The sequence below is a fragment of the Luteibacter sp. 9133 genome, assembly GCF_000800155.1.
Lineage (GTDB): Bacteria > Pseudomonadota > Gammaproteobacteria > Xanthomonadales > Rhodanobacteraceae > Luteibacter > Luteibacter mycovicinus.
In genome coordinates this window covers 4,376,314-4,400,771 of the sequence record NZ_JUHO01000001.1, presented here as the reverse complement: position 1 = coordinate 4,400,771, position 24,458 = coordinate 4,376,314, and the positions used below count along the sequence as shown (strand labels likewise).

General features: G+C 63.6%; 19 protein-coding genes and 3 pseudogenes. 15 read left to right on the top strand and 7 right to left on the bottom strand.

Going from position 1 to position 24,458, the window contains the following annotated elements; all coding sequences use genetic code 11:
- The first annotated feature begins 3 nt into the window (after nt 1-3).
- From hslU to rbsB, 8 genes are all read left to right on the top strand, one after another.
- A complete protein-coding gene (hslU, locus tag FA87_RS19145) occupies nt 4-1,344 on the top strand; it encodes an ATP-dependent protease ATPase subunit HslU (protein WP_036108981.1) in 1,341 nt (446 codons plus the stop codon).
- Nucleotides 1,345-1,383: 39 nt separating this feature from the next.
- Complete coding sequence (locus tag FA87_RS19140; protein ID WP_036108984.1) at nt 1,384-2,001, top strand: hypothetical protein; 618 nt, start codon at nt 1,384-1,386, stop codon at nt 1,999-2,001.
- A gap of 10 nt (nt 2,002-2,011) precedes the next feature.
- Nucleotides 2,012-2,365: a DUF971 domain-containing protein gene (locus tag FA87_RS19135; protein ID WP_043698554.1), complete on the top strand. Its 354-nt coding sequence runs from the start codon at nt 2,012-2,014 to the stop codon at nt 2,363-2,365.
- Nucleotides 2,366-2,487: 122 nt separating this feature from the next.
- Nucleotides 2,488-3,381: a ribokinase gene (gene rbsK / locus FA87_RS19130; protein ID WP_043696885.1), complete on the top strand. Its 894-nt coding sequence runs from the start codon at nt 2,488-2,490 to the stop codon at nt 3,379-3,381.
- The gene (rbsD, locus tag FA87_RS19125; RefSeq protein WP_043696883.1) at nt 3,381-3,779 is read left to right on the top strand and encodes a D-ribose pyranase; all 399 of its coding nucleotides are present in this window, start codon (nt 3,381-3,383) and stop codon (nt 3,777-3,779) included. Before rbsK ends, rbsD begins: the two co-directional genes overlap by 1 nt.
- Complete coding sequence (locus FA87_RS19120) at nt 3,779-5,266, top strand: sugar ABC transporter ATP-binding protein (protein ID WP_043696881.1); 1,488 nt, start codon at nt 3,779-3,781, stop codon at nt 5,264-5,266. The genes rbsD and FA87_RS19120 overlap by 1 nt, the downstream gene beginning before the upstream one ends.
- A gap of 1 nt (nt 5,267) precedes the next feature.
- Complete coding sequence (locus tag FA87_RS19115; RefSeq protein ID WP_052191458.1) at nt 5,268-6,212, top strand: ribose ABC transporter permease; 945 nt, start codon at nt 5,268-5,270, stop codon at nt 6,210-6,212.
- Between the two features lie 20 nt (nt 6,213-6,232).
- Nucleotides 6,233-7,168 carry a ribose ABC transporter substrate-binding protein RbsB gene (gene rbsB / locus FA87_RS19110; protein WP_036108991.1) on the top strand — a complete coding sequence of 312 codons (936 nt, stop codon included), beginning with the start codon at nt 6,233-6,235 and terminating at the stop codon, nt 7,166-7,168.
- Between the two features lie 237 nt (nt 7,169-7,405).
- Here rbsB and FA87_RS21245 read toward each other — a convergent pair.
- Together FA87_RS21245 and FA87_RS21240 are read right to left on the bottom strand one after the other, a co-directional pair.
- Nucleotides 7,406-8,896, bottom strand: a pseudogene (locus FA87_RS21245) (DNA translocase FtsK); the annotation flags it as partial.
- An 852-nt stretch (nt 8,897-9,748) separates the two neighbouring features.
- A pseudogene (locus FA87_RS21240) lies at nt 9,749-10,135 on the bottom strand (DNA translocase FtsK 4TM domain-containing protein); the annotation flags it as partial.
- Nucleotides 10,136-10,383: 248 nt separating this feature from the next.
- Here FA87_RS21240 and FA87_RS19100 point away from each other — a divergent pair.
- Nucleotides 10,384-11,625: a PQQ-dependent sugar dehydrogenase gene (locus tag FA87_RS19100; protein ID WP_043696875.1), complete on the top strand. Its 1,242-nt coding sequence runs from the start codon at nt 10,384-10,386 to the stop codon at nt 11,623-11,625.
- Nucleotides 11,626-11,675: 50 nt separating this feature from the next.
- On the opposite strand, the gene FA87_RS19095 is transcribed toward FA87_RS19100, so the two are convergent.
- On the bottom strand, nt 11,676-12,470 hold the full coding sequence (locus tag FA87_RS19095) for an SDR family NAD(P)-dependent oxidoreductase (protein ID WP_043696872.1): 795 nt from the start codon (nt 12,468-12,470) through the stop codon (nt 11,676-11,678).
- A gap of 80 nt (nt 12,471-12,550) precedes the next feature.
- Here FA87_RS19095 and FA87_RS19090 point away from each other — a divergent pair, with 80 nt between their 5' ends.
- From FA87_RS19090 to FA87_RS19080, 3 genes are all read left to right on the top strand, one after another.
- A complete protein-coding gene (locus FA87_RS19090; RefSeq protein WP_043696869.1) occupies nt 12,551-12,991 on the top strand; it encodes a helix-turn-helix domain-containing protein in 441 nt (146 codons plus the stop codon).
- Between the two features lie 115 nt (nt 12,992-13,106).
- The gene (locus FA87_RS19085) at nt 13,107-13,433 is read left to right on the top strand and encodes a helix-turn-helix domain-containing protein (RefSeq protein WP_051943130.1); all 327 of its coding nucleotides are present in this window, start codon (nt 13,107-13,109) and stop codon (nt 13,431-13,433) included.
- Nucleotides 13,434-13,755: 322 nt separating this feature from the next.
- Nucleotides 13,756-14,706: a HipA domain-containing protein gene (locus FA87_RS19080; RefSeq protein WP_239709135.1), complete on the top strand. Its 951-nt coding sequence runs from the start codon at nt 13,756-13,758 to the stop codon at nt 14,704-14,706.
- A 192-nt stretch (nt 14,707-14,898) separates the two neighbouring features.
- Here the strand turns inward: FA87_RS19080 and FA87_RS19075 are convergent, their stop codons facing one another.
- On the bottom strand, nt 14,899-16,089 hold the full coding sequence (locus tag FA87_RS19075) for an MBL fold metallo-hydrolase (RefSeq protein WP_043696866.1): 1,191 nt from the start codon (nt 16,087-16,089) through the stop codon (nt 14,899-14,901).
- Between the two features lie 157 nt (nt 16,090-16,246).
- Nucleotides 16,247-17,296 (bottom strand): NAD(P)-dependent alcohol dehydrogenase, encoded by a 1,050-nt coding sequence (locus tag FA87_RS19070; RefSeq protein ID WP_043696863.1) that lies wholly within the window; start codon nt 17,294-17,296, stop codon nt 16,247-16,249.
- A gap of 110 nt (nt 17,297-17,406) precedes the next feature.
- Here FA87_RS19070 and FA87_RS19065 point away from each other — a divergent pair, with 110 nt between their 5' ends.
- Entirely contained in the window at nt 17,407-18,303 is an 897-nt protein-coding gene (locus FA87_RS19065; protein ID WP_043696861.1) for a LysR family transcriptional regulator, read from the top strand.
- Between the two features lie 107 nt (nt 18,304-18,410).
- A complete protein-coding gene (locus FA87_RS21235) occupies nt 18,411-19,637 on the top strand; it encodes an MFS transporter (protein WP_043696859.1) in 1,227 nt (408 codons plus the stop codon).
- Nucleotides 19,638-19,744: 107 nt separating this feature from the next.
- Here FA87_RS21235 and FA87_RS20545 read toward each other — a convergent pair.
- A pseudogene (locus tag FA87_RS20545) lies at nt 19,745-22,096 on the bottom strand (lanthionine synthetase LanC family protein); the annotation flags it as partial.
- A gap of 405 nt (nt 22,097-22,501) precedes the next feature.
- On the bottom strand, nt 22,502-22,630 hold the full coding sequence (locus FA87_RS21350; RefSeq protein ID WP_255349727.1) for a hypothetical protein: 129 nt from the start codon (nt 22,628-22,630) through the stop codon (nt 22,502-22,504).
- A gap of 668 nt (nt 22,631-23,298) precedes the next feature.
- On the opposite strand from FA87_RS21350, the gene FA87_RS19055 reads away from it, so the two are divergent.
- Nucleotides 23,299-24,453: an STY4528 family pathogenicity island replication protein gene (locus tag FA87_RS19055; protein WP_043696856.1), complete on the top strand. Its 1,155-nt coding sequence runs from the start codon at nt 23,299-23,301 to the stop codon at nt 24,451-24,453.
- The last annotated feature ends 5 nt before the right edge of the window (nt 24,454-24,458 follow it).

Sequence of the window (24,458 nt, the reverse complement as noted above, 5' to 3'; positions counted from 1 at the left end):
CCCATGTCCGAACTCACTCCCCGCGAGATCGTCAACGAGCTGGACCGGTTCATCATCGGCCAGAACGACGCCAAGCGCGCCGTCGCCATCGCCCTGCGCAACCGCTGGCGCCGCATGCAGCTGGAACCGGGCATGCGCGAAGAGGTGACCCCGAAGAACATCCTGATGATCGGCCCGACCGGCGTGGGCAAGACCGAAATCGCCCGTCGCCTGGCCACGCTGGCCAATGCGCCATTCGTGAAGGTCGAAGCGACCAAATTCACCGAAGTGGGCTATGTCGGTAAGGACGTGGAGTCGATCATCCGCGATCTTGCCGATGTCTCGTACAAGCTGGTGCGCGACCAGGCGAAGAGCCGCGTGCGCAGCCAGGCCGAGGACGCCGCCGAGGATCGTCTGCTCGACGCGCTGCTGCCGCGACGCCAGGCGGCATCCGGCTGGGACGACACCGGCTCCAACGTGACGGCCATCGACAGCGACACCCGGCAGAAGCTGCGCAAGCAGCTGCGCGAAGGCGCGCTGGACGATCGCGAGATCGAACTGGATTTCGCCATGAACGTCGGCGTCGAGATCATGACCCCACCGGGCATGGAAGAGATGAGCCAGCAGCTCGGCAAGATGTTCCAGAACCTGGGTGGCGCCAAGTCGCAGAAGCGCAAGCTCACCATTCGTGCCGCGCGTCCACTGCTGGTCGAGGAAGAAGCCGGCAAGCTGCTCAACGACGAAGAACTGCGCAGCCGCGCCGTGGACATCGCCGAGCAGAACGGTATCGTCTTCATCGACGAGATCGACAAGGTGGCCCAGCGCTCCGAGTGGGGCGGCGCGGGCGTGAGCCGCGAAGGCGTACAGCGCGACCTGCTCCCGCTGGTGGAAGGCTCGACCGTCTCGACCAAGTACGGCGCGATCAAGACCGATCACATCCTGTTCATCGCCTCGGGCGCGTTCTCGCTGGCCAAGCCGTCGGATCTCATCCCTGAACTGCAGGGTCGCCTGCCGATCCGCGTCGAGTTGAGCGCCCTGTCGGTGGAGGATTTCAAGCGGATCCTGCGCGAGCCGAACAACGCGCTGACCAAGCAGTATGTTGCGCTGCTGCAAACCGAAGGCGTCACGCTGGAGTTCACCGAGACCGGTGTCGATCGCCTCGCCGACGTGGCGTTTCAGGTCAATGAGCGCACGGAGAACATCGGCGCCCGCCGCCTGCATACGGTGATGGAGCGCCTGCTCGAGAGAATTTCCTTCGAAGCGGCCGACAAGTCCGGCGAAAAATATCTGATTGACGCCGAATATGTCGATAAAAACCTCTCGTCGCTGGTCAAGGACGAGGATCTGAGCCGTTACATCCTCTAAACATCGAGGGCGGCCCCCTCTGGTAAACTATTGACCGATATGGGCAAGGTTATTCAACTCAAAACCAACGGTCAGCGTGCGAGCCTGCGTGAAGCGCAGGACTCGCAGCAGCTGATCCGTCTGTGGCGCGGCGAACTCGAGCACGGCAGCTTCTGCGGCTATGTCGGCGGAGTCGGCCGCGAGTTCTTCCTGTTGTGGGTCATCGGCGATGGTGTCAGCTACGACGGCATGTACATCATGCGGCACCGCGACATCTCCGAATTCGAGGCGCCGGATAAACACGCGGGCTTCCTCGAAAAGGCGCTCGCGCTGAAGGGCATCAAGCCCACGCCACCGGCGGATTTCCCGCTCGACGACATCGCGCAGGTGGTCAAGGCCGCTTCGGCGCACGCGCCGGTGATCGGCGTGCACGTGGACAGCGAAGACGAGTCCGAGGTCTGCTACATCGGCCGGCTGGTCAGCGCCGACGACGAAGGCTTCAACATGCAGGAGATCACTCCCGACGCGGAATGGCTGCGTGAGCCGTCGTTCTTCTCGTGGGATGAAGTGTCGACCGTGAGCATGGAAGACGCTTACGCGACGTCCCTGCTGGCTGTGGCGGGCGATCCGCCGCCGCTGGAGCAGGGTACGGGCGATGGGTTTGGTCGCGCTCACTAGCGACCAGCCCATGCAACGCCCGCGACCCGTCGATATCGTTCTCCACGCCGCCTCGCGCTTTCTCGAAGTCACCTTCGACAACGGCGAGCGGTTCGAACTTCCCTGCGAGTACCTTCGCATCAATTCCCCCAGCGCCGAAGTCCAGGGCCACGGTCCCGGACAGAAAGTGCTCGTGCACGGCAAGCGTCACGTCGGCATCAGTGCCCTTGAGCCCACTGGTCACTATGGCGTCCTGATTCGCTTCGACGACGGCCATGCCAGCGGTATTTTCGGCTGGGATACGCTGTACGACCTTGGCCGTGCCTACGACACCTCGTGGCCTGCATACCTCGCCGAACTCGACTCCAGAGGCCTCTCCCGGTAGCGGAGGATGGAAAGCACGCGCGTGAAAGCCACACACGCGCGTAAAGGCGTATATTTGCGCGCCATCCCATCCCCTGGCGAAACAACGGACGTTCCGCAGTCACCATCCGGAGCACTTGAGGCATGACGCGAATCGTTGTCGTCGGCAGCATCAACATGGATCTGGTCACGCTTGCGCCGCGCTTCCCCGCGCCGGGCGAAACGCTGACCGGCGAACGCTTCCTCACCATCCCCGGTGGCAAAGGCGCCAATCAGGCGGTGGCCGCCGCGCGCCTCGGTGCATCGGTAAGCATGGTCGGCTGCGTGGGCGACGACGCGTTCGGTGAGCAGCTCTACGACGGTCTCGTCGCCGAGGGCATCGATGTCAGCCGTGTCACCCGCATCGACGGTATCGGCAGCGGTACCGCGTCGATCACGGTCGCCGGTGGCGAGAACCAGATCGTCGTCGTGCCCGCCGCCAATGGCCGCGTCACCCCTGCGCACGTCGAAGCCGCCCGCGAGCTCATCCGCGGCGCCGACGCCGTTCTGGTACAGCTGGAGATTCCGCTGGACGCCGTCGAAGCCACGCTGCGCATCGCGCACGAGGAAGGCGTTGCGATCATTCTCAATCCCGCTCCCGCGCAGAAGCTGCCGGTCGAGTGGCTGTCGCGCGTGCGCTTTCTCACGCCGAACCAGCACGAACTCGCGATGGTGCTCGGCCAGCCGGGCGATACCGATTTCCGTGAACTGATGCGTCTCGCTCCCTGCCCGGTCGTGCTGACCCGTGGCGAAGACGGCGCGTGGTTCCGTGACAAGGACGACGAGCCGCGCCATCAGGGCGGTTTCAGGGTCGACGCGGTGGACAGCACCGGCGCCGGTGACACCTTCAATGCCGCGCTCGCGGTGTTCCTCGCCGAGGGTCTCGACGTGGCCGTGCGCAAAGCCTGCGCCACCGCCGCGATCGCCGTCTCTCGCCTGGGCGCCCAGGGCGGCATGCCGCGCCTCGACGAGGTCACGGCATTCCTGGAGACACACTGATGAGACGCAGCGGGCTGCTCCATGCCGAACTCAACCGCGTCATTGCCGCGATGGGCCATACCGACACGCTGGTGATCGGTGATGTCGGCCTGCCGGTGCCGCACGGCGTGCCGTGCGTCGACCTGGCCGTGCTGCCGGGTACGCCGTCGTTCGCGCAGGTCTTCGATGCGATCTATGCGGAGCTGGCGGTGGAGGCCGTGACGGTCGCCAGCGAGATCCACGAGAAGAATCCCGCGCTCGTCGCGCTGGTTGGGCGCCTGGCGAATCAGGGCGTGACGCGCTCGGAAGTGAGCCACGAGGACTTCAAGCGCCTGACCGCGCGCGCGGTCGCCGTCGTGCGCACGGGGGAAACGGCGCCGTACGCCAACGTGATCCTGCATGCGGGCGTGACCTTCTGATGAGTGCATCCCCGCCACTGGTCAGGATGCACGACATCCACAAGGCCTTCGGTCCGGTCAAGGTGCTCGAAGGCGTCGACTTCGAACTCGTCCGCGGCGAAGTCCATGCGCTGATGGGCGAGAACGGCGCCGGCAAGTCCACGCTGATGAAGATCCTCACGGGGATCTACGCGCCCGACCAGGGCGGCATCGACGTGGACGGGCAGGCGGTGTCGATCACCTCGCCCGCCGAGGCCGAGAAGTACGGCATCGCGATCATCCACCAGGAACTGAACCTGATTCCCGCGCTCAGCATCGCGGACAATCTTTTCCTCGGACGCGAGCTTTCGCGTTTCGGCCTGCTCGATCGCAAGGCGATGACGAAGCGCGCGATGGAATGGCTGGCGCGCGTCGGCATGACCCGACTGGATCCGGACACGCGCATCGAGCGACTGTCGGTCGGCCAGCAGCAGATGGTCGAGATCGCCCGCGCGCTGGGCCAGAACGCACGCGTGCTGATCATGGACGAGCCGACGGCCGCGCTTACCGAAAGCGAGACGAATACGCTGTTCAAGCTGATCCGCGAGCTGCGCGAGCAGGGCACCGGCATCGTCTACGTCTCCCATCGCATGGAAGAGATCTTCGCGCTGTGCGACCGCATCTCGATCCTGCGTGACGGTCAGTTCGTCGGCACGCGCGACGTGCCGGGCCTGGCCTTCGACGAGGTCGTGAAGATGATGGTCGGGCGTACGCTCGACGCACGCTTCCCGGCGCGCACGCCGAAGATCGGCGAGGTACGTCTGAAGGTTGAGCACCTCTCGGGCGGTATGGTGAAGGACGTGAGCTTCGACCTGCACGCGGGCGAAGTGCTCGGCGTCGCCGGCCTGCTCGGTGCGGGACGCACCGAGCTTGCGCGCCTGCTGTTCGGTCTGGACAAGACCGGGTCGGGCCAGGTGTCGCTCGACGGCGTCACGGTGACCCCAAAGACGCCGACCGAGGCGATCCAGGCCGGCCTCGGTTTCGTCACCGAAGACCGCAAGGCCCAGGGCCTCGTCCTCGACATGAGCCTGCGCGAAAACGTCAGCCTGCCGCGCGTTCCCGCGCACGCGGGACTGGTCGATCGCCCGGGTGAGAAGAAACAGACGCGCGGTCTGATCGACGCGCTGAAGATCCGCACGCGCGACATGGAACTGGATGTCCGTGCACTCTCCGGCGGCAACCAGCAGAAGGTCGTGCTGGCCAAGTGGCTGGCGTTGAAACCGCGTGTGCTCATCCTCGATGAACCCACGCGCGGCGTCGACGTCGGCGGCAAGGCCGAGATCTATCACATCATCAATCAACTCGCGGAACAGGGCGTAGCCATCCTCATGATCTCGTCGGAACTGCCGGAGGTGCTCGCCATGAGCGATCGCGTCCTCGTCATGCACGAAGGAAAGGCGACCGCCTTGCTCGAAGCCCACGGCGCCACTCAGGAAGCCGTAATGACCGCCGCGACCGGAGGCAAGTGAAATGACGCTTCAACTCAACTGGAGCCGTGCGATGACGCTGATTCAGCGTCTGGGCTCGGTGATCGGCTTGCTCCTGCTCTTCGTCGTGCTCTCGATCATGAGTCCCGATTTCCTTTCCACCGGCAATCTGCTCACGGTACTGCGTCAGGTCTCGATCAACGCGTTGATCGCCTTCGGCATGACGTTCGTGATCCTCGCCGGTGGCATCGATCTGTCGGTGGGTGCCATCCTCGCGCTTACAGGCGCCGTCACCGCGGGCCTGATGGCCTCGGGGCACGGCATGGTGCTGGCGGTCGGCGCGGGTCTCGGTCTTGGCCTGGTGCTGGGCATCATCAACGGTGTGCTGGTGTCCTGGGGCAAGGTCGCGCCCTTCATCGCCACGCTCGGCACGATGACCCTTCTGCGCGGCCTTACGCTCTCGTATACGCAGGGCAGTCCGATCCCCGTCACCAACCAGAGCTTCGCACTGCTCGGCGGCGGTTACGTCGCCAACCTGATCCCGCTGCCGGTGATCTGGATGTTCGTCGCTTTCGTGGTCTGCGCGTTCCTGTTGCGCGGCACGGTGTTCGGTCGTCACGTCGTGGCCATCGGCGGTAACGAAGAAGCGGCGCGCCTGTCGGGTGTGCGCATCTCACCGATGAAGCTGGCGATCTACGGCCTGTCCGGTCTTCTCTCCGCGTTCGCGGGCGTGGTGCTTACCTCGCGCCTGTATTCCGCGCAGGCCACGGCCGGTGCGGGTTATGAACTGGACGCCATTGCCGCCGTGGTTCTCGGTGGCACCAGCCTGGCCGGTGGCCGCGGCTGGTTGTTCGGGACGCTGGTCGGCGCGCTGCTGATCGGCTTCCTGAACAACGGTCTCAATCTGCTCGGCGTAAGCTCTTTCTACCAGCAGGTGGTGAAGGGCATCGTCATCCTGATCGCCGTCCTGCTCGACAGGCGGCAGTAATACCAACGAGGGAACACACCATGCGTAAGCTCACATTCTTCGCCGCGGCAGCGGCCACGCTGCTCGCGGCCTGCTCCCAGCAGGGTCCGGGCGAATCCGCTCCGGCGGCGGCTTCCACGGCCGGCGGCGCCGCACCCTCCGGCACCCCGGTGGTCGGTCTGGCGCTGTCGACGCAGAACAACCCGTTCTTCGTCGAACTCAAGGACGGTGCCGAAAAGGCCGCCAAGGACGCCGGCGTGCAGCTGGTCGTCGTCGACGCGCAGGACGATCCGGCCCGCCAGATCTCGTCGGTGGAAGACCTGATCCAGAAGCGCGTCTCGGTCATCCTGCTCAACCCGACCGATTCCTCGGCTCTGGCCGGCGCCGTGCAGTCCGCCCAGCGCGCGAACATTCCGGTGATCACGCTGGACCGTGGCGTCGACGGCGCCGAAGTCGCGTCGCACATCGCGTCCGACAATATCGCCGGCGGCAAGATGGCGGCCGATTACCTGGCCAAGGCGCTTGGCGGCAAGGGCAACATCATCGAGCTGCAGGGCGTGGCCGGTACCTCGGCCGCACGTGAGCGCGGCAAGGGCTTCGACGACGAGATCGCCACCACGGGCATGAAGGTCGTGGCGCAGCAGCCGGCCAACTTCGATCGTGCGCAGGGTCTCTCGGTCAGCGAGAACCTCCTGCAGGGCAACAGCGACGTCCAGGCGATCTTCGCCCAGAACGACGAAATGGCCCTCGGTGCGGTACAGGCGCTAGCCGGCAAGAACAAGAAGGTGCTGGTCGTCGGCTTCGACGGCACGCCGGACGGCAAGACCGCCGTGCAGAACGGCAGCATGGCCGCTACGGTCGCGCAGCAGCCGGAAGAGATCGGCAAGCTCGGCGTCGAAACGGCGAAGAAGCTGATCGACAAGCAGACGGTCGATAAGTCGATCGCGGTGCCGCTGAAGCTTCTGACAAAAGAATAAGCCAATAAGAACGGGCCGATGGCCCGTTCTTTTTTCCTTCGGTAGGAGCGCGCCCTGCGCGCGAAAGGCCTGCGGGGCGGTGAGGCGGAGGCATGGCTTCATCGCGCTGTAGGCTTTTCGCGCGCGGGGCGCGCTCCTACAGGGGATGCCGCATCCGTGGGAGATTCCGCATCCGTGCGTGGTACCGCGTCCGTATGGGGCCCCGCATCAGCGGGTTCCGCACCGGTGGGATTTCGGTCAGTCCTGTGGCACCGGCGCGATCACCTCGCGCTGCCCGTTGATGCCCATCGCCGAGACCAGTCCGGCTGCCTCCATCGCTTCGACCAGACGCGCCGCGCGGTTGTAACCGATACGGAACTGCCGCTGCACGAACGAGATCGACGCACGACGCGAACGCAGCACGAAGGCGGCCGCTTCGTCGTACAGCGGATCCAGCTCCGCATCGAGGCCATCCTCACCCGGTTCGCCTTCGACCGCCTCACTCGGCGGCCCCGCAAGGATCTCGTCCTTGTAATCCGGCTCGCCGAACTGCTTCAGCCAGGCGACAATGCGGTGCACTTCCTCGTCGGCGACGAACGCGCCGTGGATGCGCTGCGGATAGCCCGAGCCCGGGGGCAGGAACAGCATGTCACCCGCACCGAGCAGGCTCTCCGCGCCCATCTGGTCGAGGATGGTGCGCGAATCGATCTTCGACGACACCTGAAACGCCACGCGCGTGGGGATGTTCGCCTTGATCAGACCGGTGATGACGTCGACCGACGGACGCTGCGTGGCGAGGATCAGATGGATGCCCGCGGCACGTGCCTTCTGCGCCAGCCGCGCGATCAGTTCTTCGATCTTCTTGCCGGCGACCATCATCAGGTCGGCGAGCTCGTCGATGACGACGACGATCATCGGCATCGTGTCGAGGTGCTCGGGGATTTCCGGATGCGCGGGAAACGGATTGAACAACGGTTTGCCAGCCGCACGCGCCTCGCGCACTTTCTGGTTGTATCCGGCAAGGTTGCGCACGCGCAGGTCGGACATGACCTTGTAGCGGTTTTCCATCTCGGCCACGCACCAGTTCAACGCGTTGGCGGCGAGCTTCATATCCGTGACCACGGGCGCCAGCAGATGCGGAATACCCTCGTAGACCGAGAGCTCAAGCATCTTCGGGTCGATCATGATCATGCGAACGTCTTCAGGCGTGGCCTTGTAGAGCATCGACAGGATCATCGCGTTCACCGCGACCGATTTACCCGAGCCGGTGGTGCCGGCAACGAGCATGTGCGGCGCCTTCGCCAGATCGGCGACCACCGGTTCACCGGTGATGCCCTTGCCCATCGCCAGGGTGAGCAGCGAGTCGGAATCACGATACTCGCTGGAGTCGAGGATCTCGGACAGCGCGATCATCTGGCGCTGTTCGTTCGGCAGCTCGAGGCCCATGCAGGTCTTGCCGGGAATCGTTTCGACCACGCGAATCGTAGTGCGACCCAGACCGCGCGCGAGATCCTTCATCAACGCGACGATCTGGTTGCCGCGCACGCCGACGGCCGGCTCGACTTCATAGCGCGTAATGACCGGACCCGCCGACGCACCGACCACCTGCACCGGTACCTTAAACTCGCGCAGGCGTTGCTCGATCAGTTCGCCCGTGTCGACGAGTTCCTGTTCGGAGACGGCGAGGGTGTTCTGAGACGCGGCGGCGAGCAGGGTGAGCGGCGGTATACCCACGGCACTGGCGGTGCTCGTCGCGAGCAGGGGACGTGCCGGCGTGAGCGTCACCATCCGCGCTGGAGGGACGATAGTCGCCTCCGTCGTCGTGGCCTGCTCATCGTTGGCGGCGATGGCGAAGCGCGACACCGGGGCGACCGGCGGGGGTGAGGGCATGGCGGGCACGGGTACGGGCGCCTGCGGACGGGAAGGCTCGGTGACCCGGGGCGTGACGTCCGCAAGAGGCTGGTCGTTCCGGACGACCTCGTCGGCCTCCGTGTCCGAAGCGTCGTGGCTTGAGGGTTCCCAGGGGGTCGTCGGCGACACCGACGAGCGCTCGGGACCATGCTTCGATCGCATCGACGGTGCAAGGAAAGCCTGGCTCTCCATGGGGCGCCGACGCTTGATGAGCATCGGTGCCTCGTCGGCGACGTCGGCGGCAGGCGGCGCGATCGGTAAACCAGGCGTAGCGGAGACGTGCGCCGCCGCCGCGGCGGCCTCCGGCGAGGAGGTGGTGGGCACGGTCTGGCCGCGAGGCGCAAGCCACGGTTCGCTGATCACCGTGTCCGGCTTCGCGCGGTGGCGCGGCGGCACCGGCGTGGTCACCGACGGGCGAACGCGCGTCGCGCGCAGAGGCTCGCCGCGCACGGTTTCCGTGCCGACATGCAGGGACGAGGATGGCGGTGTGGATGCGGCCGCCGGGGTGACCTTACCGCGGGTGGCGGCCGCTGGCGTGCGACGGCGCGCCGGCCCGCGATCCGCGCGGCGCACGGCGCCGGCAGGGCGACGACCCGTGGCGCGCGCGGCCGAACGGGTGAACAGGCGCCGTGTGCCTTCGATAGCCAACGCACCCATCGGCTCGAGGATCCCATTGGCGCGGGCCACGGCGGTCGACCAGGTGATCCCGAGGTACCAGGGAAGCGCGACGACGATCACCGCCAGCGCGATCGCCGCGGCCAGTGCGCCGCCGGGGAAGGCGCCGAAGAGATCGCCGAGCCAGCGACTTACGACGCCACCCGTGGTCGGGTCGTCGGTGTAGTGCGAGATGACGATGCCCTCCAGCGTGGTGCTGGCGAGCAGGACGAGGACAAAGCCCGTCCAGAAACGAATCGCTCCGGGCCCCACGGTGGGCGGCCTGCGCCGACGGATCAGCGACGCGATGACACGCCACAGCAGGGGAAGCAGCCAGAGGGTGGACAGCCCGAAGGCACCGAACACGAAAGAAAGCATGCCTAACCGCGAAGAACCGAGCGAGCCCCGTAGTTTAGCGCGCATTCGTTCGGAAGCACGCGCGAATGCGCTGTAAGCCGCTGGTGAGACTGGGAAGGTGTGAAGACGGCCGATCGACGCCGACGCATCCACGGGTCGCGCTATGACACCGTGAATTCCGCATCAGGGCGTCGTTCGATAAGGGAATTTGCGATGGAATCGCGGGTTTGGACGATCCGGGCTATTTCGAGGCAGCGACGTCACCCTCGAACCACGTAGCTTCTTGCGACCACTCCCCACACAAGGATCCTGTCATGCGTCGCCTGCCGCTTCTTGTCGTCCTGCTTGGGGGGGCGATCGCCGCCCCCTGCGCCTTTGCGCAAACGTCGTCGTACAACGCACGTGTCGCCGGCGCTCAGACCGAACCGCCCGCACCGTTCGTCATTACCGATCTTGCACCATTCGACAATCCGTGGGGACTCGACTTTCTTCCGGACGGCCGCATCGTGGTCACGGAGAAGAGCGACCACATGTACATCGTGAACTCGAGAGGCGCCAAGATGCCGGTGACAGGTTTGCCTGTTTCCGTCGGCGCGAATGGCGGCGGCGGACAGAGCGGCTTCCACGACGTGGCCGTGCCCGCGACCTATGCGAAGGATCACGTCTTATGGTTCAGCTACGTGGCGAAGGCCGCCGACGGCAATAACCACCTCACGCTGGCGAAGGCACGCGTTGTCGAGGCGTCGAACACCGCGCACATCGAGAACCTGACGATCGTCTGGCAGGAACCGTCGAAGTGGTCGGTTCGCGGGCAACCGGGTGCACGCATCGCGTTCGCGCCCGACGGCAAGCATGTCTTTCTCTCCGTCGGCGACGGCGACATCCCCGACGTCAATCAGGATCGCGGATTTACCGCGCAGTTGCCGGACAGCGGACTGGGCAAGATCATCCGCCTCAACCTGGACGGCAGCACGCCTTCCGACAACCCGAATGCAAGCCAGGGCGGCGTCGCCGGCCAGATCTGGGCCAGTGGTTTTCGTAACCCTTACGGGCTCGCCTTCAGTGAAGACGGAAAGCTGTGGGAGACCGAGATGGGCCCGTCGTCGGGTGACGAGTTCAACCAGATCGTGAAGGGCGGGAATTATGGATGGCCACTGGTGAGCAACGGCAATCACTATCCCAGCGACGCCTATATGCCGGGTCAGCCGTATCCGCGCCACGACACGGCGCCGCAGTACGTTCAGCCGTCCGCCTACTGGGGCTGGTTCCCCACCACGAATTCGATGTCTCCTTCGGGGCTGGTGTTCTACAAGGGCAAGCAATTCCCACAGTGGCAGGGCTCGGCACTGCTCGGTTCGACGTCGTCGGTCGCGCTGTATCGCGTCGTGCTCGACGCGAGCGGGAACGTGACAGGTGTCGAACGCTATGGGCGTGACGCCGCCGGCGTGTATACCGGCAGCGTGCGCGCGATCAAGGTGAACCCGTCCAACGGCAGCATCTGGTACGTGCGCGGCGGCAGTGACGGGATGCTGCGGAAGATCATGCCAAAAACCTGACTCCACCATCTCGTGTAGGAGCGCGCCCCGCGCGCTCCTACATGTCCAGATCAGGCGCGATAGCGCGGTGCCACGTCCTTGCGCGAGAGATTCGGCCCCATCGCGACGCGCGCGGCGTCATACGTCAGGAACTGCTGCTCATCGGCCAGCGGTGGAATCGTCACCACCTCACCGCGGTCGTAGCCCAGCAGCGCGGCATCCACCAGATCGGCGGTCTCCATGACCATCCCCGGCAACATCGCATCGATGTCTTTACCCGAGTTCTCCCAGATTTCCGAGCGGGTCGCACCCGGCAACACCGCCTGCACGCGGACGCTGGTGCCCTTCAGCTGCGTCGCCAGGCTCCGGCTCACGTTGAGCAGGTGCGCCTTCGAGCCACTGTAGATACCGTCGAACATCTCCGGTGCGAAGGCGAGCACGGACGCGATATTGATGATGCCGCCATGGCCGCGAGCGACGAAGGCCTTGGCCGCCGCAGCGGTCAACAGGGTGGGTGCGGTGATGTTGATGGCGATGAGCTTTTCGATCGCGTCGCTGTCGTTGTCGAGGAAGCTGCCGTTGAGCGAGATACCGGCATTGTTCACCAACAGGGTGATCGAAGCATCCTCCGCCACCCGCTTCTCTACCGCGGCCACGTCGGCACGCTGGGTAAGGTCCGCCTTCAGCGTCTCGACCTTCCGCCCTGTGGCGGCGCCGATCTTCCTGGCCAGTGCGTCCAGGCGATCCAGACGACGTGCGACCAGAATCAGATCGTAGCCGCGCGCCGCCAGACGCTCGGCGTAGACCTCGCCGATGCCCGACGAAGCGCCCGTAACCAGTGCCGTGCCTTTGTTTTCAACGCTCATGAGGGTGACTCCGTATGGGTAAGTTGCAAAGTGATATCGACTACGTTGCCATACGATAGTGACCTAGATATCATTATGCAATGGACATCGACAAACTTTCTTCAGGTACCTGCTCGATTGCCCGCAGCCTCGCCCTGGTGGGCGATACCTGGAGCGTGCTGATCCTTCGCGATGCCAGCCGGGGGATGACGCAGTTCGACCAGTTCCGGACGAGCCTGGGCATCGCGCCGAACATCCTGTCGCGTCGATTGAAGGGCCTGACCGAGGCCGGTGTTCTGGAAAAGCGCCGCTACAGCGAGCGGCCGCCGCGCGACGAGTACGTGCTGACCCAGGCCGGACGCGAGTTCCTGCCGATCATGGCCGCCATGGGCGAATGGGGCCGTCGCCACAACGGCGGGGGCGCGAAGCTGTCCCATCTCGTCGCCGACGAGACGGGTGAGCGGGTGAGTGCGGTGGTGATCGATGAGGTGACGGGGCGACGCCTCGACCAGTTGCCGATGCGTCTGGTAATGCCAGACTGATTGGACGCCAGTTTCTTAAATGATAGATTAGGCGCTTACTATAAAATTTAAGAAATTTCACACGTCGAATTTCTTAAATGATAGCTTTGGACTGCTTCTCCAAAGGGTAAGAAATATGCGTCGCGACGAGCGCGGGTTTGCGAACCCCCGAGTCACCGAGGTAGGTGCGCATTTCGCTGCGCTGGTCCGTACGGCGCGGCTCGCACGTGGCTGGTCCCAGGTGGAACTAGCAGAGCGCGCCCGCATCAGTGCTCCGACCATGACTCGCCTGGAGCAGGGGGCGATCAGTACCTCGCTGGGAACGTGGCTGAGTGTTTTCGATGCTTTAGGCCTACTGCGTTTGCTGGAGCGTATCGAGGATCCTTCCTCCGAGGCCCTGCTCGACCAGACACGCATGCAGCGGCCGTCACGACGGATACCTCGCGACGATCTGGATTTCTGACATGGCTGAGCGAACAGTCTTTATTCATCTTCCGGAGGCGACCGCCGCCGTGCCGGCAGGCAGGCTGTCGATGGCGGAGAACGGCATTGAGGTCAGGGCATCGCGTTTCGCCTACGGAAGGCGCTACGTCCAGCGCCCGCAGGCGGTACCAGTCGATCCGATCAGCCTGCCCTTGGGCGAGGGTGACGATGCGGACTTCGTTCCCGTCAACGGCCTTGCCTTGTTCGGGGCCCTGCGTGACGCAACCCCGGACTCCTGGGGGCGTCGGGTCATCGAGAACAAGCTACGCGCTCCTCCAAATGGACTCCCGGAATGGCGGTACATGGATGAAGCCGGTCCATACCGCGCCGGAGCGCTCGATATCCGACACGGTCCGGAGGACGGCGTAACGCACGGTTCGCTTCCCGGCATCCTGGACCTTCGCTACCTTCACGAAGCCGCAGAACGGATCGTGGATGGGGAGCCCGTACCCGCGAGGCTTGCCTCATTTTTCGAAGGTGGTCCTTCGGTAGGCGGAGCGCGTCCAAAGGCCGTCATCCAGGTCGATGGACATGAGTGGATCGCGAAATTCCCCGCGAAGGACGATCGCTTCGACATCCCGCTGGTCGAATTCGCCACGCTGAAGCTCGCTCGGCGGGCCGGTCTGAATGTTCCGCCGATTCGCCTCGAGACGCTTCCAGATGGTCGCAACATCATGCTGATCCAGAGATTTGATCGGCAGGCAACGCCGTTCGGCATAGCTCGTCGGCACATGGTCAGCGCTCTCACCATGCTTGGTCTGCACGAACGTGACTCGCCTGATGCCAATTACGGGGCCATTGCCGATGCCCTCGGGATATACGGAGTGTCTGGACGAATCGCTGGCGACCGGGAAGAGCTGTTTGCTCGCATGGTTTTCAACATACTTGTATCCAACGACGACGATCACCTGAGAAATCACGCGTTCCTTTACGAAAGTGGGGGCTGGCGTCTCAGTCCCCTTTACGACGTGGTGCCCAAGCCGCAGGTAGCACTTGAGCGGACACTGCACCTGGGCGTAGGGCGTTATGGCCGAAGCGCCACCCTCGACAATGCGTTGAGTGGCGCCGGCTGGTTCGGTCTTCTGGTACCGAATGCGTCACGCATTGCGGATCGCGTCATTCGCACGGTACGCGAGTGGCGCGCTGTGTTCGAAGAAGCAGGCGCAACAACAGGGCAGTGCGACACGATTGCCTCCGCATTCCGTCGGGCGGGTGATATCGGTGGACGCGAAGTCGAGCGACACCTTGCGTGATACCAACTATGAAGCAACCTCGACCATCCAGCGTCGCCATGTGTCGCCGCCGCCGCGACCTGTCCGAGACGGGTCGCCAGTTGTTCGCGGCACCGTGCAGCAAACGTGCAACGACCAACGACGCAGATCGGCTGCGCAATTACCTGGCGCGCTATGACCTGACGTAGGAGGTCATAGCGCGTAGCTGAGACGTCAGCTTGTGGGAGGACAAATAGGAGTATCGAATTTATGGGCAGGGTCCCCGTCGCGTGACGCGACGATCGGATGCTGCACCCCCGTGAACCATGGCTCCTTCGGCCACCAGCGTGGGACCACCGGATGCGTCGTCGGTTCCACGGCCTGTCCGGGTTCCGGAATCAATACCTCGGCCTTGCTGCAACGTGCCGCCGCCAGAATGCGCTCGGCGGGTTCGGTCCAACCGTGATGCGCCAGCTTGATAAGGCCCCAGTGCACGGGGATCAGCACCTTGCCGCGAACCTCTTCGTGCACCTGCATCGCCTGCTCGGGTCCGAGGTGCCAGTCCGGCCACTGTTCGTCGTACTGACCGTCTTCGATCAGCGTGACATCGAAGGGACCGAACTTCGCACCCACATCGGCGAAGGTGTCATTCATGCCGGTATCGCCGGAGTAGAACGCGCGATGGTCGGGACCGATGAATGCGTAGCCCGTCCACAATGTGGCATCGCTATGCGCCTCGAGGCGACCGGACGCATGACGGGACGGTGTGGAAACGATACGAAGTGCGCCCACGTGCGCGTCCTGCCACCAGTCCAGTTCGGTGATCTTTTCCTTCGGCACGCCCCAGTCGATCAGGTGCGCCGCGATACCGAGCGGCACGATGAATCGTGCGCCGCGTGCGTTGAAGGCCTGCACGGAGGCGCGATCGAGATGGTCGTAGTGATCGTGTGATACGACGACGACATCGACTCGCGGCAGGTTATCGAGCGGGACGGGTGGTTCGTACCAGCGCTTCGGGCCGAGCCAGGGGAAGGGCGATGCGCGCTCGCTCCAGAAAGGGTCGATCACGACGTTGACGCCGTCGATCTCCAGTAACGAAGACGAATGGCCGAACCAGGTGACGCGCAAACCGCTCGTCGGAGGCGTGGCGTACAGCGCCGACGAGTCCATCGTCGGAACCGGCGCATCGGGTTCCTCGCCGGGCTTCGACTGCAGGATCTGCCAGATGCCACCCTTGAGGTTCATGAACATCGGTGCGGGGTTGGCGAAGCTCCGACCGTGCCACTGCGGCGATGTCACTTCGGCGGCCGTCGGTGTCTTGCTGGGCCATGCGCCGATGTTCGGCCATGCGGTGATCGCGACGAAGGCCACGATGAGGACGACGAGAGCGAGGAAGATGCCGAGATAACGGAGTAAGCGCTTCAAACCGGATCCTTTTCGGGGGATGGGTCTGAAGATAGCGGGACAGGTGGGGGTTCGTCACCGTGAATCGCCAGCAGGGCTGGCTCCTACAAGAGCAAGGATACATGCCCGTGCATGAGCCAGCCTGCTGGCGACGGGTGTTACCTCAAGCCAGCAAGGATCAAGCCGGCATCGTCGCCATGTCGATCACGAAGCGGTAACGCACATCGTTCTTCGCCAGACGCACATACGTCTCGTTGATCGAGCTCATGTCGACGACTTCGATGTCCGACACGATGTTGTGCTCGGCGCAGAAGTCCATCATCTCCTGCGTTTCCGCCATGCCACCGATGGCGGAACCGGCGATCGTGCGACGCGGGAGCATCAGGCTGCCACCGATCACACCGTCGAGCGGAGTGAGTGCGCCGACCAGCACCATGGTGCCGTCGAGCTTGAGCAGGCTGGTGTACGGGTTGATGTCGTGCGACACCGGCACCGTGTTGAGCAGGAAGTCGAAGCTGCTGGCCTGGGCCTTCATCGCTTCGGCATCGGTCGAAAGCAGCACGGCGTCCGCGCCAAGGCGCTTCGCATCCTCACCCTTGGAGGCCGACGTGGTGATCATCGTGACATGCGCGCCCATGGCCTTGGCGAACTTCACGCCCATGTGGCCGAGACCACCCAGACCGATGACGCCGACCTTCTGACCCGGGCCCACCTTCCAGTGACGCAGCGGCGAGTACGTGGTGATACCGGCGCAGAGCAGGGGAGCGGTCGCCTTGAGATCAAGCTTCTCGGAGATCTTCACCACGAAGCGCTCTTCCACAACGATCTCGGTGGAGTAACCGCCCTGGGTCGGGGTGGTCTTGTCCTGCTCGGTGCCGTTGTAGGTGAAGCTGGTGTGCGTCGTGCAGTACTGCTCGAGGTTCTGCTTGCAGGAATCGCACTCGCGGCACGAATCGACCATGCAGCCGACGCCGGCGAAGTCACCGACCTTGAACTTACTGACGGCCGAGCCAACGGCGACGACGCGGCCCACGATTTCATGGCCCGGGACCATCGGGAACACGGAGTTACCCCAGTCGCCCTTGGCCTGGTGCAGATCCGAATGGCAGACGCCGCTGTAGAGGATCTCGATGCGCACATCGTGCGCACCCGGGTCGCGGCGCTGGAAGGTGAAGGGAACGAGGGGCGTCGTGGCGCTCTTGGCGGCAAATCCGCGGACTTCGATCATGGGAGTCATCCTCGATAGGTGGGTCAGGAAAGCGGGTAACGATAAAGCCTCAACAATCCTGCGGGCCAACGGGAATTCTGGCATGTATCGTTGAGGTATCCTTGATAATCATGCGTCCCGACAACCTTTCCCATCTGGCGGCATTCGCCGCCGTCGCCCGGCACGCCAGCTTCCGCAAGGCGGGCGCCGAGCTGACGCTGTCCACGTCGGCCATCAGCTATGCCATCCGTGGGCTGGAAGAACGGCTGGGCGTGGTTCTCTTTCATCGCACCACGCGCAGCGTTTCACTGACGGAAGCGGGTCAGCGGCTGCTCGAGCGGCTGGAGCCGGCGCTGCTTGGCGTAAACGACGCCCTGGAAGAGATGAACAACTTCCGCGCGGCGCCCGCCGGTACGTTGCGGATCAACATGCCACGCGTCACCGCGCAGCTCCTGCTTCCGACGCTGCTGCCTCGTTTTCTGGCGACATATCCAGACATTCACTTTGAAGCTGTGGATAACGATGGCCTGATCGACATCGTCGCTTCGGGCTTCGACGCCGGCATCCGGTTCCTGGAGCAGGTGCCGGAGGACATGATCGCCGTGCCGATCGGCGGTGCGCAGCGGGGTGCCATCGTCGCCTCGCCTGACTATCTCGCCCGCTACGGCAGCCCCCTGGTCCCCGACGACCTGTTCCGCCATAACTGCATCCGCTTTCGATTTCCCAGCGGGCGGGTCTATAAGTGGGAACTGGAGCAGGGTTCGACCAAGCTCGAACTGGACGTTCGCGGGCGGCTGACCTTCGGCGACATGCGTCTGGCGCTGGATGCCGCCGTCGCAGGCATCGGCATCGCCGCGGTGCTGGACGATCAGGTCAAGGCACTGGTCGAGGACGGAAAGCTGGTCCGTCTGCTGGAGGACTGGTGCCCGCCGTATCCGGGGTTCATGCTCTATTACCCGCGCCAGCGGCGAGTCACGTCGGCCCTTCGCGCGTTCATCGAATACATCCGCGAGCACGCGGGCGCCTGAGTCGCCAGCAGAGCTGACTCCCGTCCTGCCGCCCGACCGCGTATCCTAGGCCTATTGCTGCGACGCACCATGACGCCGCGGCCCACCTATCTCCCCAAGCACCCCTCATGTCTGGTTCCGCCCCCGTCCTCGATCCGGGCACCGCGCCCGTCCGCGCGCCTCACGTCGGCCTGGTGATCCTCGCGCTGGCCGTCGGCGGTTTCGCCATCGGCACGACCGAGTTCGCCTCGATGAGCATGCTGCCCCTGTTCGCACAGGGTCTGGGCATCGATGCGCCGACCGCAGGCCACGCGATCAGCGCCTATGCGCTGGGTGTCGTCGTCGGCGCTCCGGTGATGACCGTGCTCGGCGCGCGCGTGCCGCGCCGTCGCCTGCTGCTGATCCTCATGGCGATGTTCACGCTGTTCAACGGTCTGACCGGCTTGTCGCCGAACTACCACTGGATGCTGGTGTTCCGGTTTCTGGCTGGCCTGCCGCATGGCGCGTACTTCGGTGTCGCCGCCCTGGTCGCCTCATCGCTGGTTCCCCCCAACCGGCGCACGCGCGCGGTCGGCCAGATGTTCCTCGGCCTCACGTGCGCCACCATCGTCGGCGTTCCGCTGGCCAGCTGGCTGGGTCAGCTGGTGGGCTGGCGCTGGTCGTTCGCGCTGGTGGCCGTCCTTGGCCTGCTGACGATCCTCGCCGTCGCGATTTACGCACCCAGGACGCCCGCCAATCCGAAGGCCAGTCCGCTTGGCGAGCTCAGTGCGCTGAAACGCTCGCAGGTCTGGTACACGCTGGCGATCGGTGCCATCGGTTTCGGCGGCATGTTCGCTGTGTACACCTACCTCGCCGACATCCTTATCAGCGTGACCGGGATGCCGCTGTCGAGCGTGCCCTGGGTGATGGCCGTCTTCGGCGTCGGCATGACCGTCGGCAACATGGTCGTGCCCGTCTTCGCCGATCGCGCGCTGATGCGCACGGCCGGTGCGCTGTTGCTGTGGAGCCTGGTCATCCTCGCGATCTTCCCGTTCACCGCGAGCAATATCTGGCTGCTGAGCCTCGACGTGTTTTTCATTGGTGTGGGTGGGGCACTCGGTACGGTGCTGCAGACACGGCTCATGGACGTGGCGGGCGATGCGCAGGGTCTTGCCGCGTCGCTGAATCATTCCGCCTTCAATACCGCGAATGCGCTCGGGCCGTATCTGGGCGGCCTGGCCATCGCCGGCGGTTACGGGTGGACGTCGCCCGGATGGGTGGGAAGTTTGCTGGCGCTGGCGGGGCTCGCTATCTGGGCGGCATCGGTGGCGGCTGAAAAGCGGACCGCTAGCCGGGTGGCTGCGGAAGCCTGCTGACCCAGAGGGGCCGATCGCGCCGGGATGCCCGCGTGACGCGCTCCATGCCGCGATGTCGTCACACGCGCTGGCAGGAGGTGGTCGAGCATCAACAAACGCTTCGTGCCGTTCAACAAGCGGTCCAGGAATATCCCGATACCCGCACTTCCGTAACTGTAATCAGCGCAGATCCGGTAATGATCGAGTCCGCCAAACGCCATGCCGACGGGCCGATCGAGCGCATGCGCAAGAATGGCTTCAGCTTGGTAGAAGGCGATATCCCTGAACCGGGGCTCGTTTAGAAAAAACGCCATGTCGAGCAGGAACTCACCGTAGCCTGCGCTGCCCTCGTCCTGCCAGATTTTGTTCGACATACGCGTCCTGACCGTATGTGCACAGTCGACGGCCATGTCGTGGTAACGCCGGTCGCCAGTGAGCGCGAAGTAACGGATGCACACAGCACCGACTCCAGCAGAGCCGTACCTGTGATGGGGGAGGTTTGGTGCATGCTCTCTCGAATTCGTGTGGACCTTCCAGACGATCCTGCCCGCGACACGCGTCGCGTAGCTGAGATCGAAATCGATCGCGCGTCCGGCCGACGCGACGAAGTCATCGCGTCCGGTCGCTGACCCGAGGTAAAGCAGGAATAGCGCTACACCGCACTGACCCTCGGCGAGGCCAAGATAGGTCTTGTCTCCCGTAGGCCATGACAGGCCGCGCTCCGAATCTACGGCGTGCCCGAGCAGCCAGTCCCCGATGCGAATGGCTTCATCAAGAAAGGCTTCTTCGCCCGTCGTCGACCAGAAGTGCAACCAGGTCAGGCCCACGCCCGCACATCCGTAGTAAAGGCCCGCACGGTCGAAGACGAGCCCGTCGTCGGCGACCCTGGCCATCATGGCCCTTGCGGCGTCCCGTCGGCCCGCTAGCAGCAGACCGAGGGCCACGCCGGACAAGCCGGAATACAGACCGGGAGGACACAGCTTCGCCGCGGCCCGCCGTTCTATCCAGTCAAGCACAGGTGCGCTGATAGCGCCTTGCCGCTGGAGCAGAAACAGTGCGACGCCCGTCGCGCCATACTCCAACGATACGGGGTTGGTGACGAAGACCTCCGGGGAGGCAGGCCACAACCGATCCTCGCGTGCCAGGTCCATCGTCGAGTCCAGGAACACCTCCACGCCCGTGATTACATCGTCGATCCGACTAACCAGGTCTGGGGATGGCGAGGCGACGTCGAGAAGCTGTTCGCGCGAGGGAAACATCCTGCGCTGGACGAGGGGCAGATCGATGGCTTCGAGAAACGAGAGCGTCTGAGCAACACTCCAGCGACGATCGGGCTCGGTGTGCATCAGTCCCAAGATGAGCGTCATCAACTCCGCAGGAAGTCCAAGATCGGACAGCACGAGCGCGAGTTTCCGAAAGATGTTCTCGCGTCCGAGTTCGAGCCCCGCAGCGCTGAAAGTGAGCATGTCCAGAATCAGCACGCCAAACGCGTAGCAATCGTCGGCGACGCATGGTCGTTGTGCCGACGCCTGCTCAGCGGAAGCGTAGCCAGGTGTCCATCCCTGCACCCACGGACCGGCGTCGTCCACCTCGAACGCGAATTCGAAATCGATAAACTTGATTCGCTTGTCGCTCTTGGTGAAGAGAATGTTGTTCTTGGTCAGGTCACGAAGCACGACGCCGTGCGAGTGGATAACCTGCAACCCCTCACCGATTTCGCGAATGGAGGACAGTATGCGGTCGAGACCGAATCCGGTGCTTTGATACTCGTTCGAGAAATAGAACTCCATCGAATGGCCCCAAAGGGAGATGGCGTCCAGCTTCTCTACTACGAGGAACCAATGGTCCCATGCCTGGAACAGATCTATATAATCTGGCACCAGGCCGGTGTGAGACAGTTTTTTGAGCACCCGCGCTTCACGCTTCAGGATGAACGCCGGGTCGTCCTCACTTTCCCGCTCCAGATGTCCCAGCTTGCCGCGTACCTCGCGAACGATTACCTCGCGTTGAGTTTCGGTATCGATGCCACGATAGATGCCGCCGGTTGCATTGAATTTGATGGCGCCCTGTATGACGTAGCGATCCTTGAGGCGGACGGTCTTTGGCTGATCCGGCTTTCTTACGGTGGCCGTGGAAGAAGGAAGTTCTTGTGGGCGTTGGAGCAACGGGTCGACGATGCCGGGCGGTAACCGAAACGTGGGACCGCGCACATCGTTGTACCAGGAACCATCCGGCAGGAAGAAGCCGGAGGCACTGCGTCCTGTCGCATCCACCGATGGCTTGCCGCGATGAACGCCGTAACGGTAGTAAACGACCTTGCTGTCCCGATAGGGCCGGTCAGTGAGGATGTAGGGGCCGTGCAGGTGCGACGTTGCAGCGTGCAGTTCGACAAGAATTGCCGCAAATTCATCGACATTTCTGGGATAGATGGCGATGAACTTTCCGATCTGAAAGCGCGACCAGCCCTTGCCCAGTGACATCTTGAGCATGCGACGGTCGGCGCAAAATTTAAAGGCGATCCGCGCAGAGGACATGATCCCCGCGACGATCGTCAGTGTTTCCACCGCATTGGCCTGTGTACTTGAGAGGTGGATCTTCCACCCGTGTTCGAGATCTTCGCGATCGTCGGGCGAGCAGCTCGCCCAGAAGCCCCTTTCCCTTATTTTCCACCGTTCCCCGAGCGCTGCGCGTACCACGTCGAGGAACTCGTGGGAGGGCTCGTAAGAATAGATGTTCTCGTGATAAATCGGGCTGAGGAACGAATAGGCAAAGAACGGTGACGATTCCATCTGCACCTCTGTCCATGGCTGCGACGCTCAGTCGCTTATCGCTGCGCCTTTGCGGCGCGCAAAAAAGAATGGGCGGCCAAAGCCGCCCATCTTTTATCAACAGCCGCCGTCGTTAGCGGTGCTGGTCGAGCTCGCAATCGAGAGGCAAGCGTGGAACAGATCCTCCCAGTCAATTTCCAGGGACTGGAGGTTCAGCACGTCGTTCTTTTCGATATCTTGCGCCACAGTAGTGCTCCTTGTGATTCACTCAGAAATACCGATGCTTCGGCGGCGCCGAAGCGTCTCTTGACGTCGATCGCATGCGCAGGTCTGCGTCATGCGGGACCGACCGTATCGAATGTTTGAGAAGATTCGCAAGTGACATCGGTCCCTGGCGGCCTACGGCGCGTCGCATTCACGAGTGTTCCGTCGATTGGGTCGCACATCGGATTTAGCCGGCATAGTCGATTTGCCGTTTTTGCTTACGCGCCGGCAATTCGTATTATTTTCCGATGCAGAAGCGGCATTTATGACGCATATCTTTGATTTTCAAGGAATTAGCGGCGGCCCCGCAACGCGCTTGGACCTATTCTTGGACCAAAATACCAAGCGTGTCCCTTAGTAGCAGCGGATGGCCCTCCATGGACGCTTCTCGCTCTCCCGTTACCGATGCGATGTGTCAGCGGACAACCTGATCAGCAGGCAGTGAACACAACCATCGACGTCCGCCAACGTCCAATGCGCAACAGGCTCGTTTTTCCACCTCCTGATTCGGAAGACCAAGGATGTTTTGTCCTCCTTCAGCTCGAAAAACGGGATGAGCGCAGTTCGGATTGTTGGCTGCGGCAGCGGTGATGCCGGAGTGAGATGACGGTTCCTTTGGCCAGTTGGCCGATACCGACAGGAGCCTCACCATGTCACACCAAACTTCAGACATCATCACCCCGAAAGCCCTGTTGCTCGATGAGCGGCTGACGCCATTGGAGCGCAACGCCTGGCTGACTTTCCGTGCGCTGGCCAGCAGCGATGGCACCGTGGTCCTCAGCTACGACGCGCTGCGCAAATACCTGCCCAGCGCACCGGGCAGCAAGCGGGCGGCCCTTGAAACCGTGTCCAGGGCCGTGCTGTGCCTGCGGCTGTCCACGTGGATCGCCTTGGTCGAATACCGCCGCAATCCCATGACCGGCTTCTCGATGGCCAGCCGCTATGCGGTGCGCAACCAGCCGCTCGCGTTCGACGAGACCTGCCTGGAGGACGAAGACTACCTGCCGCTGCTGGGACGGGCGCTTGGCCATGCCAGCGCGACGATCCGCCAACTGGCGCAGTCCATCCTCGATGAGGCCATGCGTGATCCGAATCGGCTGGACAAATTGCCTGCCGCCATGCGGGAGCGGATCAAGTGCTTGTGCAACCATGGCGATGACCACGATTCCGGCGGACCCGGCAGTTCCCTCGCGCCCGAAACCGGTGCCCACATTCCGAAGCCCGTTCCGGCATCTGCGGCAACAATAAGTACTGTAGAAAAAGAATTATTGAAAGAAGTACATACGTACCGGCCACGGTCCGAAGTGCAAATGTCTGGACCAGATATGCCGAGGCGGTTCCGACAACTGCCGCAGGATCAACAACGGAACCTGATGGCGCGCCTCCGGGGCCTGTCCCTGGAACAGCGTCGGGCAGTGCTGGCCGAATGGGATGTACGCTGCGAATCCGGTGGCGTACACAACGCCATCGCCTACCTCTATGGACTGATCAAGAAGGCGGTAGACGGCATATTCAAGCTCTGGGCAGCACGCAAGTCTGTGCCGCAGCAGACGCCCGAACCGGCAGTCAGCAGCAGCCCGCCTGATGCACCATCGGCTGTGCTTTACCCATCACCCAGCAGCCAGGCAGCAAAACCCGCGTCGCGCGAAGTCGCACAGCGGCATCTGGAACAGATCCAGCGCATGCTGAAGCTGCCGCCACAGCCCATCGGGCAGATCATCGAGAACCTGACTGGCAACGGGCATCTAGTTCAACCTGGCGATCTGCCTGCTGCAGGTGGATTCGGACCTGCTGGCGCAACGTAAGAACC

Bases quoted from the DNA above. Each gene is read 5' to 3' on its own strand.
- FA87_RS19080 (WP_239709135.1), top strand. From the start codon at position 13,756: ATGGATGAAGCCGGTCCATACCGCGCCGGAGCGCTCGATATCCGACAC.
- rbsK (WP_043696885.1), top strand. From the start codon at position 2,488: ATGACGCGAATCGTTGTCGTCGGCAGCATCAACATGGATCTGGTCACG.
- FA87_RS19140 (WP_036108984.1), top strand. From the start codon at position 1,384: ATGGGCAAGGTTATTCAACTCAAAACCAACGGTCAGCGTGCGAGCCTG.
- FA87_RS19115 (WP_052191458.1), top strand. From the start codon at position 5,268: ATGACGCTTCAACTCAACTGGAGCCGTGCGATGACGCTGATTCAGCGT.
- rbsB (WP_036108991.1), top strand. From the start codon at position 6,233: ATGCGTAAGCTCACATTCTTCGCCGCGGCAGCGGCCACGCTGCTCGCG.
- FA87_RS21235 (WP_043696859.1), top strand. From the start codon at position 18,411: ATGTCTGGTTCCGCCCCCGTCCTCGATCCGGGCACCGCGCCCGTCCGC.
- FA87_RS19055 (WP_043696856.1), top strand. From the start codon at position 23,299: ATGTCACACCAAACTTCAGACATCATCACCCCGAAAGCCCTGTTGCTC.
- rbsD (WP_043696883.1), top strand. From the start codon at position 3,381: ATGAGACGCAGCGGGCTGCTCCATGCCGAACTCAACCGCGTCATTGCC.
- FA87_RS19085 (WP_051943130.1), top strand. From the start codon at position 13,107: ATGCGTCGCGACGAGCGCGGGTTTGCGAACCCCCGAGTCACCGAGGTA.
- FA87_RS19100 (WP_043696875.1), top strand. From the start codon at position 10,384: ATGCGTCGCCTGCCGCTTCTTGTCGTCCTGCTTGGGGGGGCGATCGCC.
- FA87_RS19090 (WP_043696869.1), top strand. From the start codon at position 12,551: ATGGACATCGACAAACTTTCTTCAGGTACCTGCTCGATTGCCCGCAGC.
- FA87_RS19135 (WP_043698554.1), top strand. From the start codon at position 2,012: ATGCAACGCCCGCGACCCGTCGATATCGTTCTCCACGCCGCCTCGCGC.
- FA87_RS19065 (WP_043696861.1), top strand. From the start codon at position 17,407: ATGCGTCCCGACAACCTTTCCCATCTGGCGGCATTCGCCGCCGTCGCC.
- hslU (WP_036108981.1), top strand. From the start codon at position 4: ATGTCCGAACTCACTCCCCGCGAGATCGTCAACGAGCTGGACCGGTTC.
- FA87_RS19070 (WP_043696863.1), bottom strand. From the start codon at position 17,296: ATGATCGAAGTCCGCGGATTTGCCGCCAAGAGCGCCACGACGCCCCTC.
- FA87_RS19120 (WP_043696881.1), top strand. From the start codon at position 3,779: ATGAGTGCATCCCCGCCACTGGTCAGGATGCACGACATCCACAAGGCC.
- FA87_RS19095 (WP_043696872.1), bottom strand. From the start codon at position 12,470: ATGAGCGTTGAAAACAAAGGCACGGCACTGGTTACGGGCGCTTCGTCG.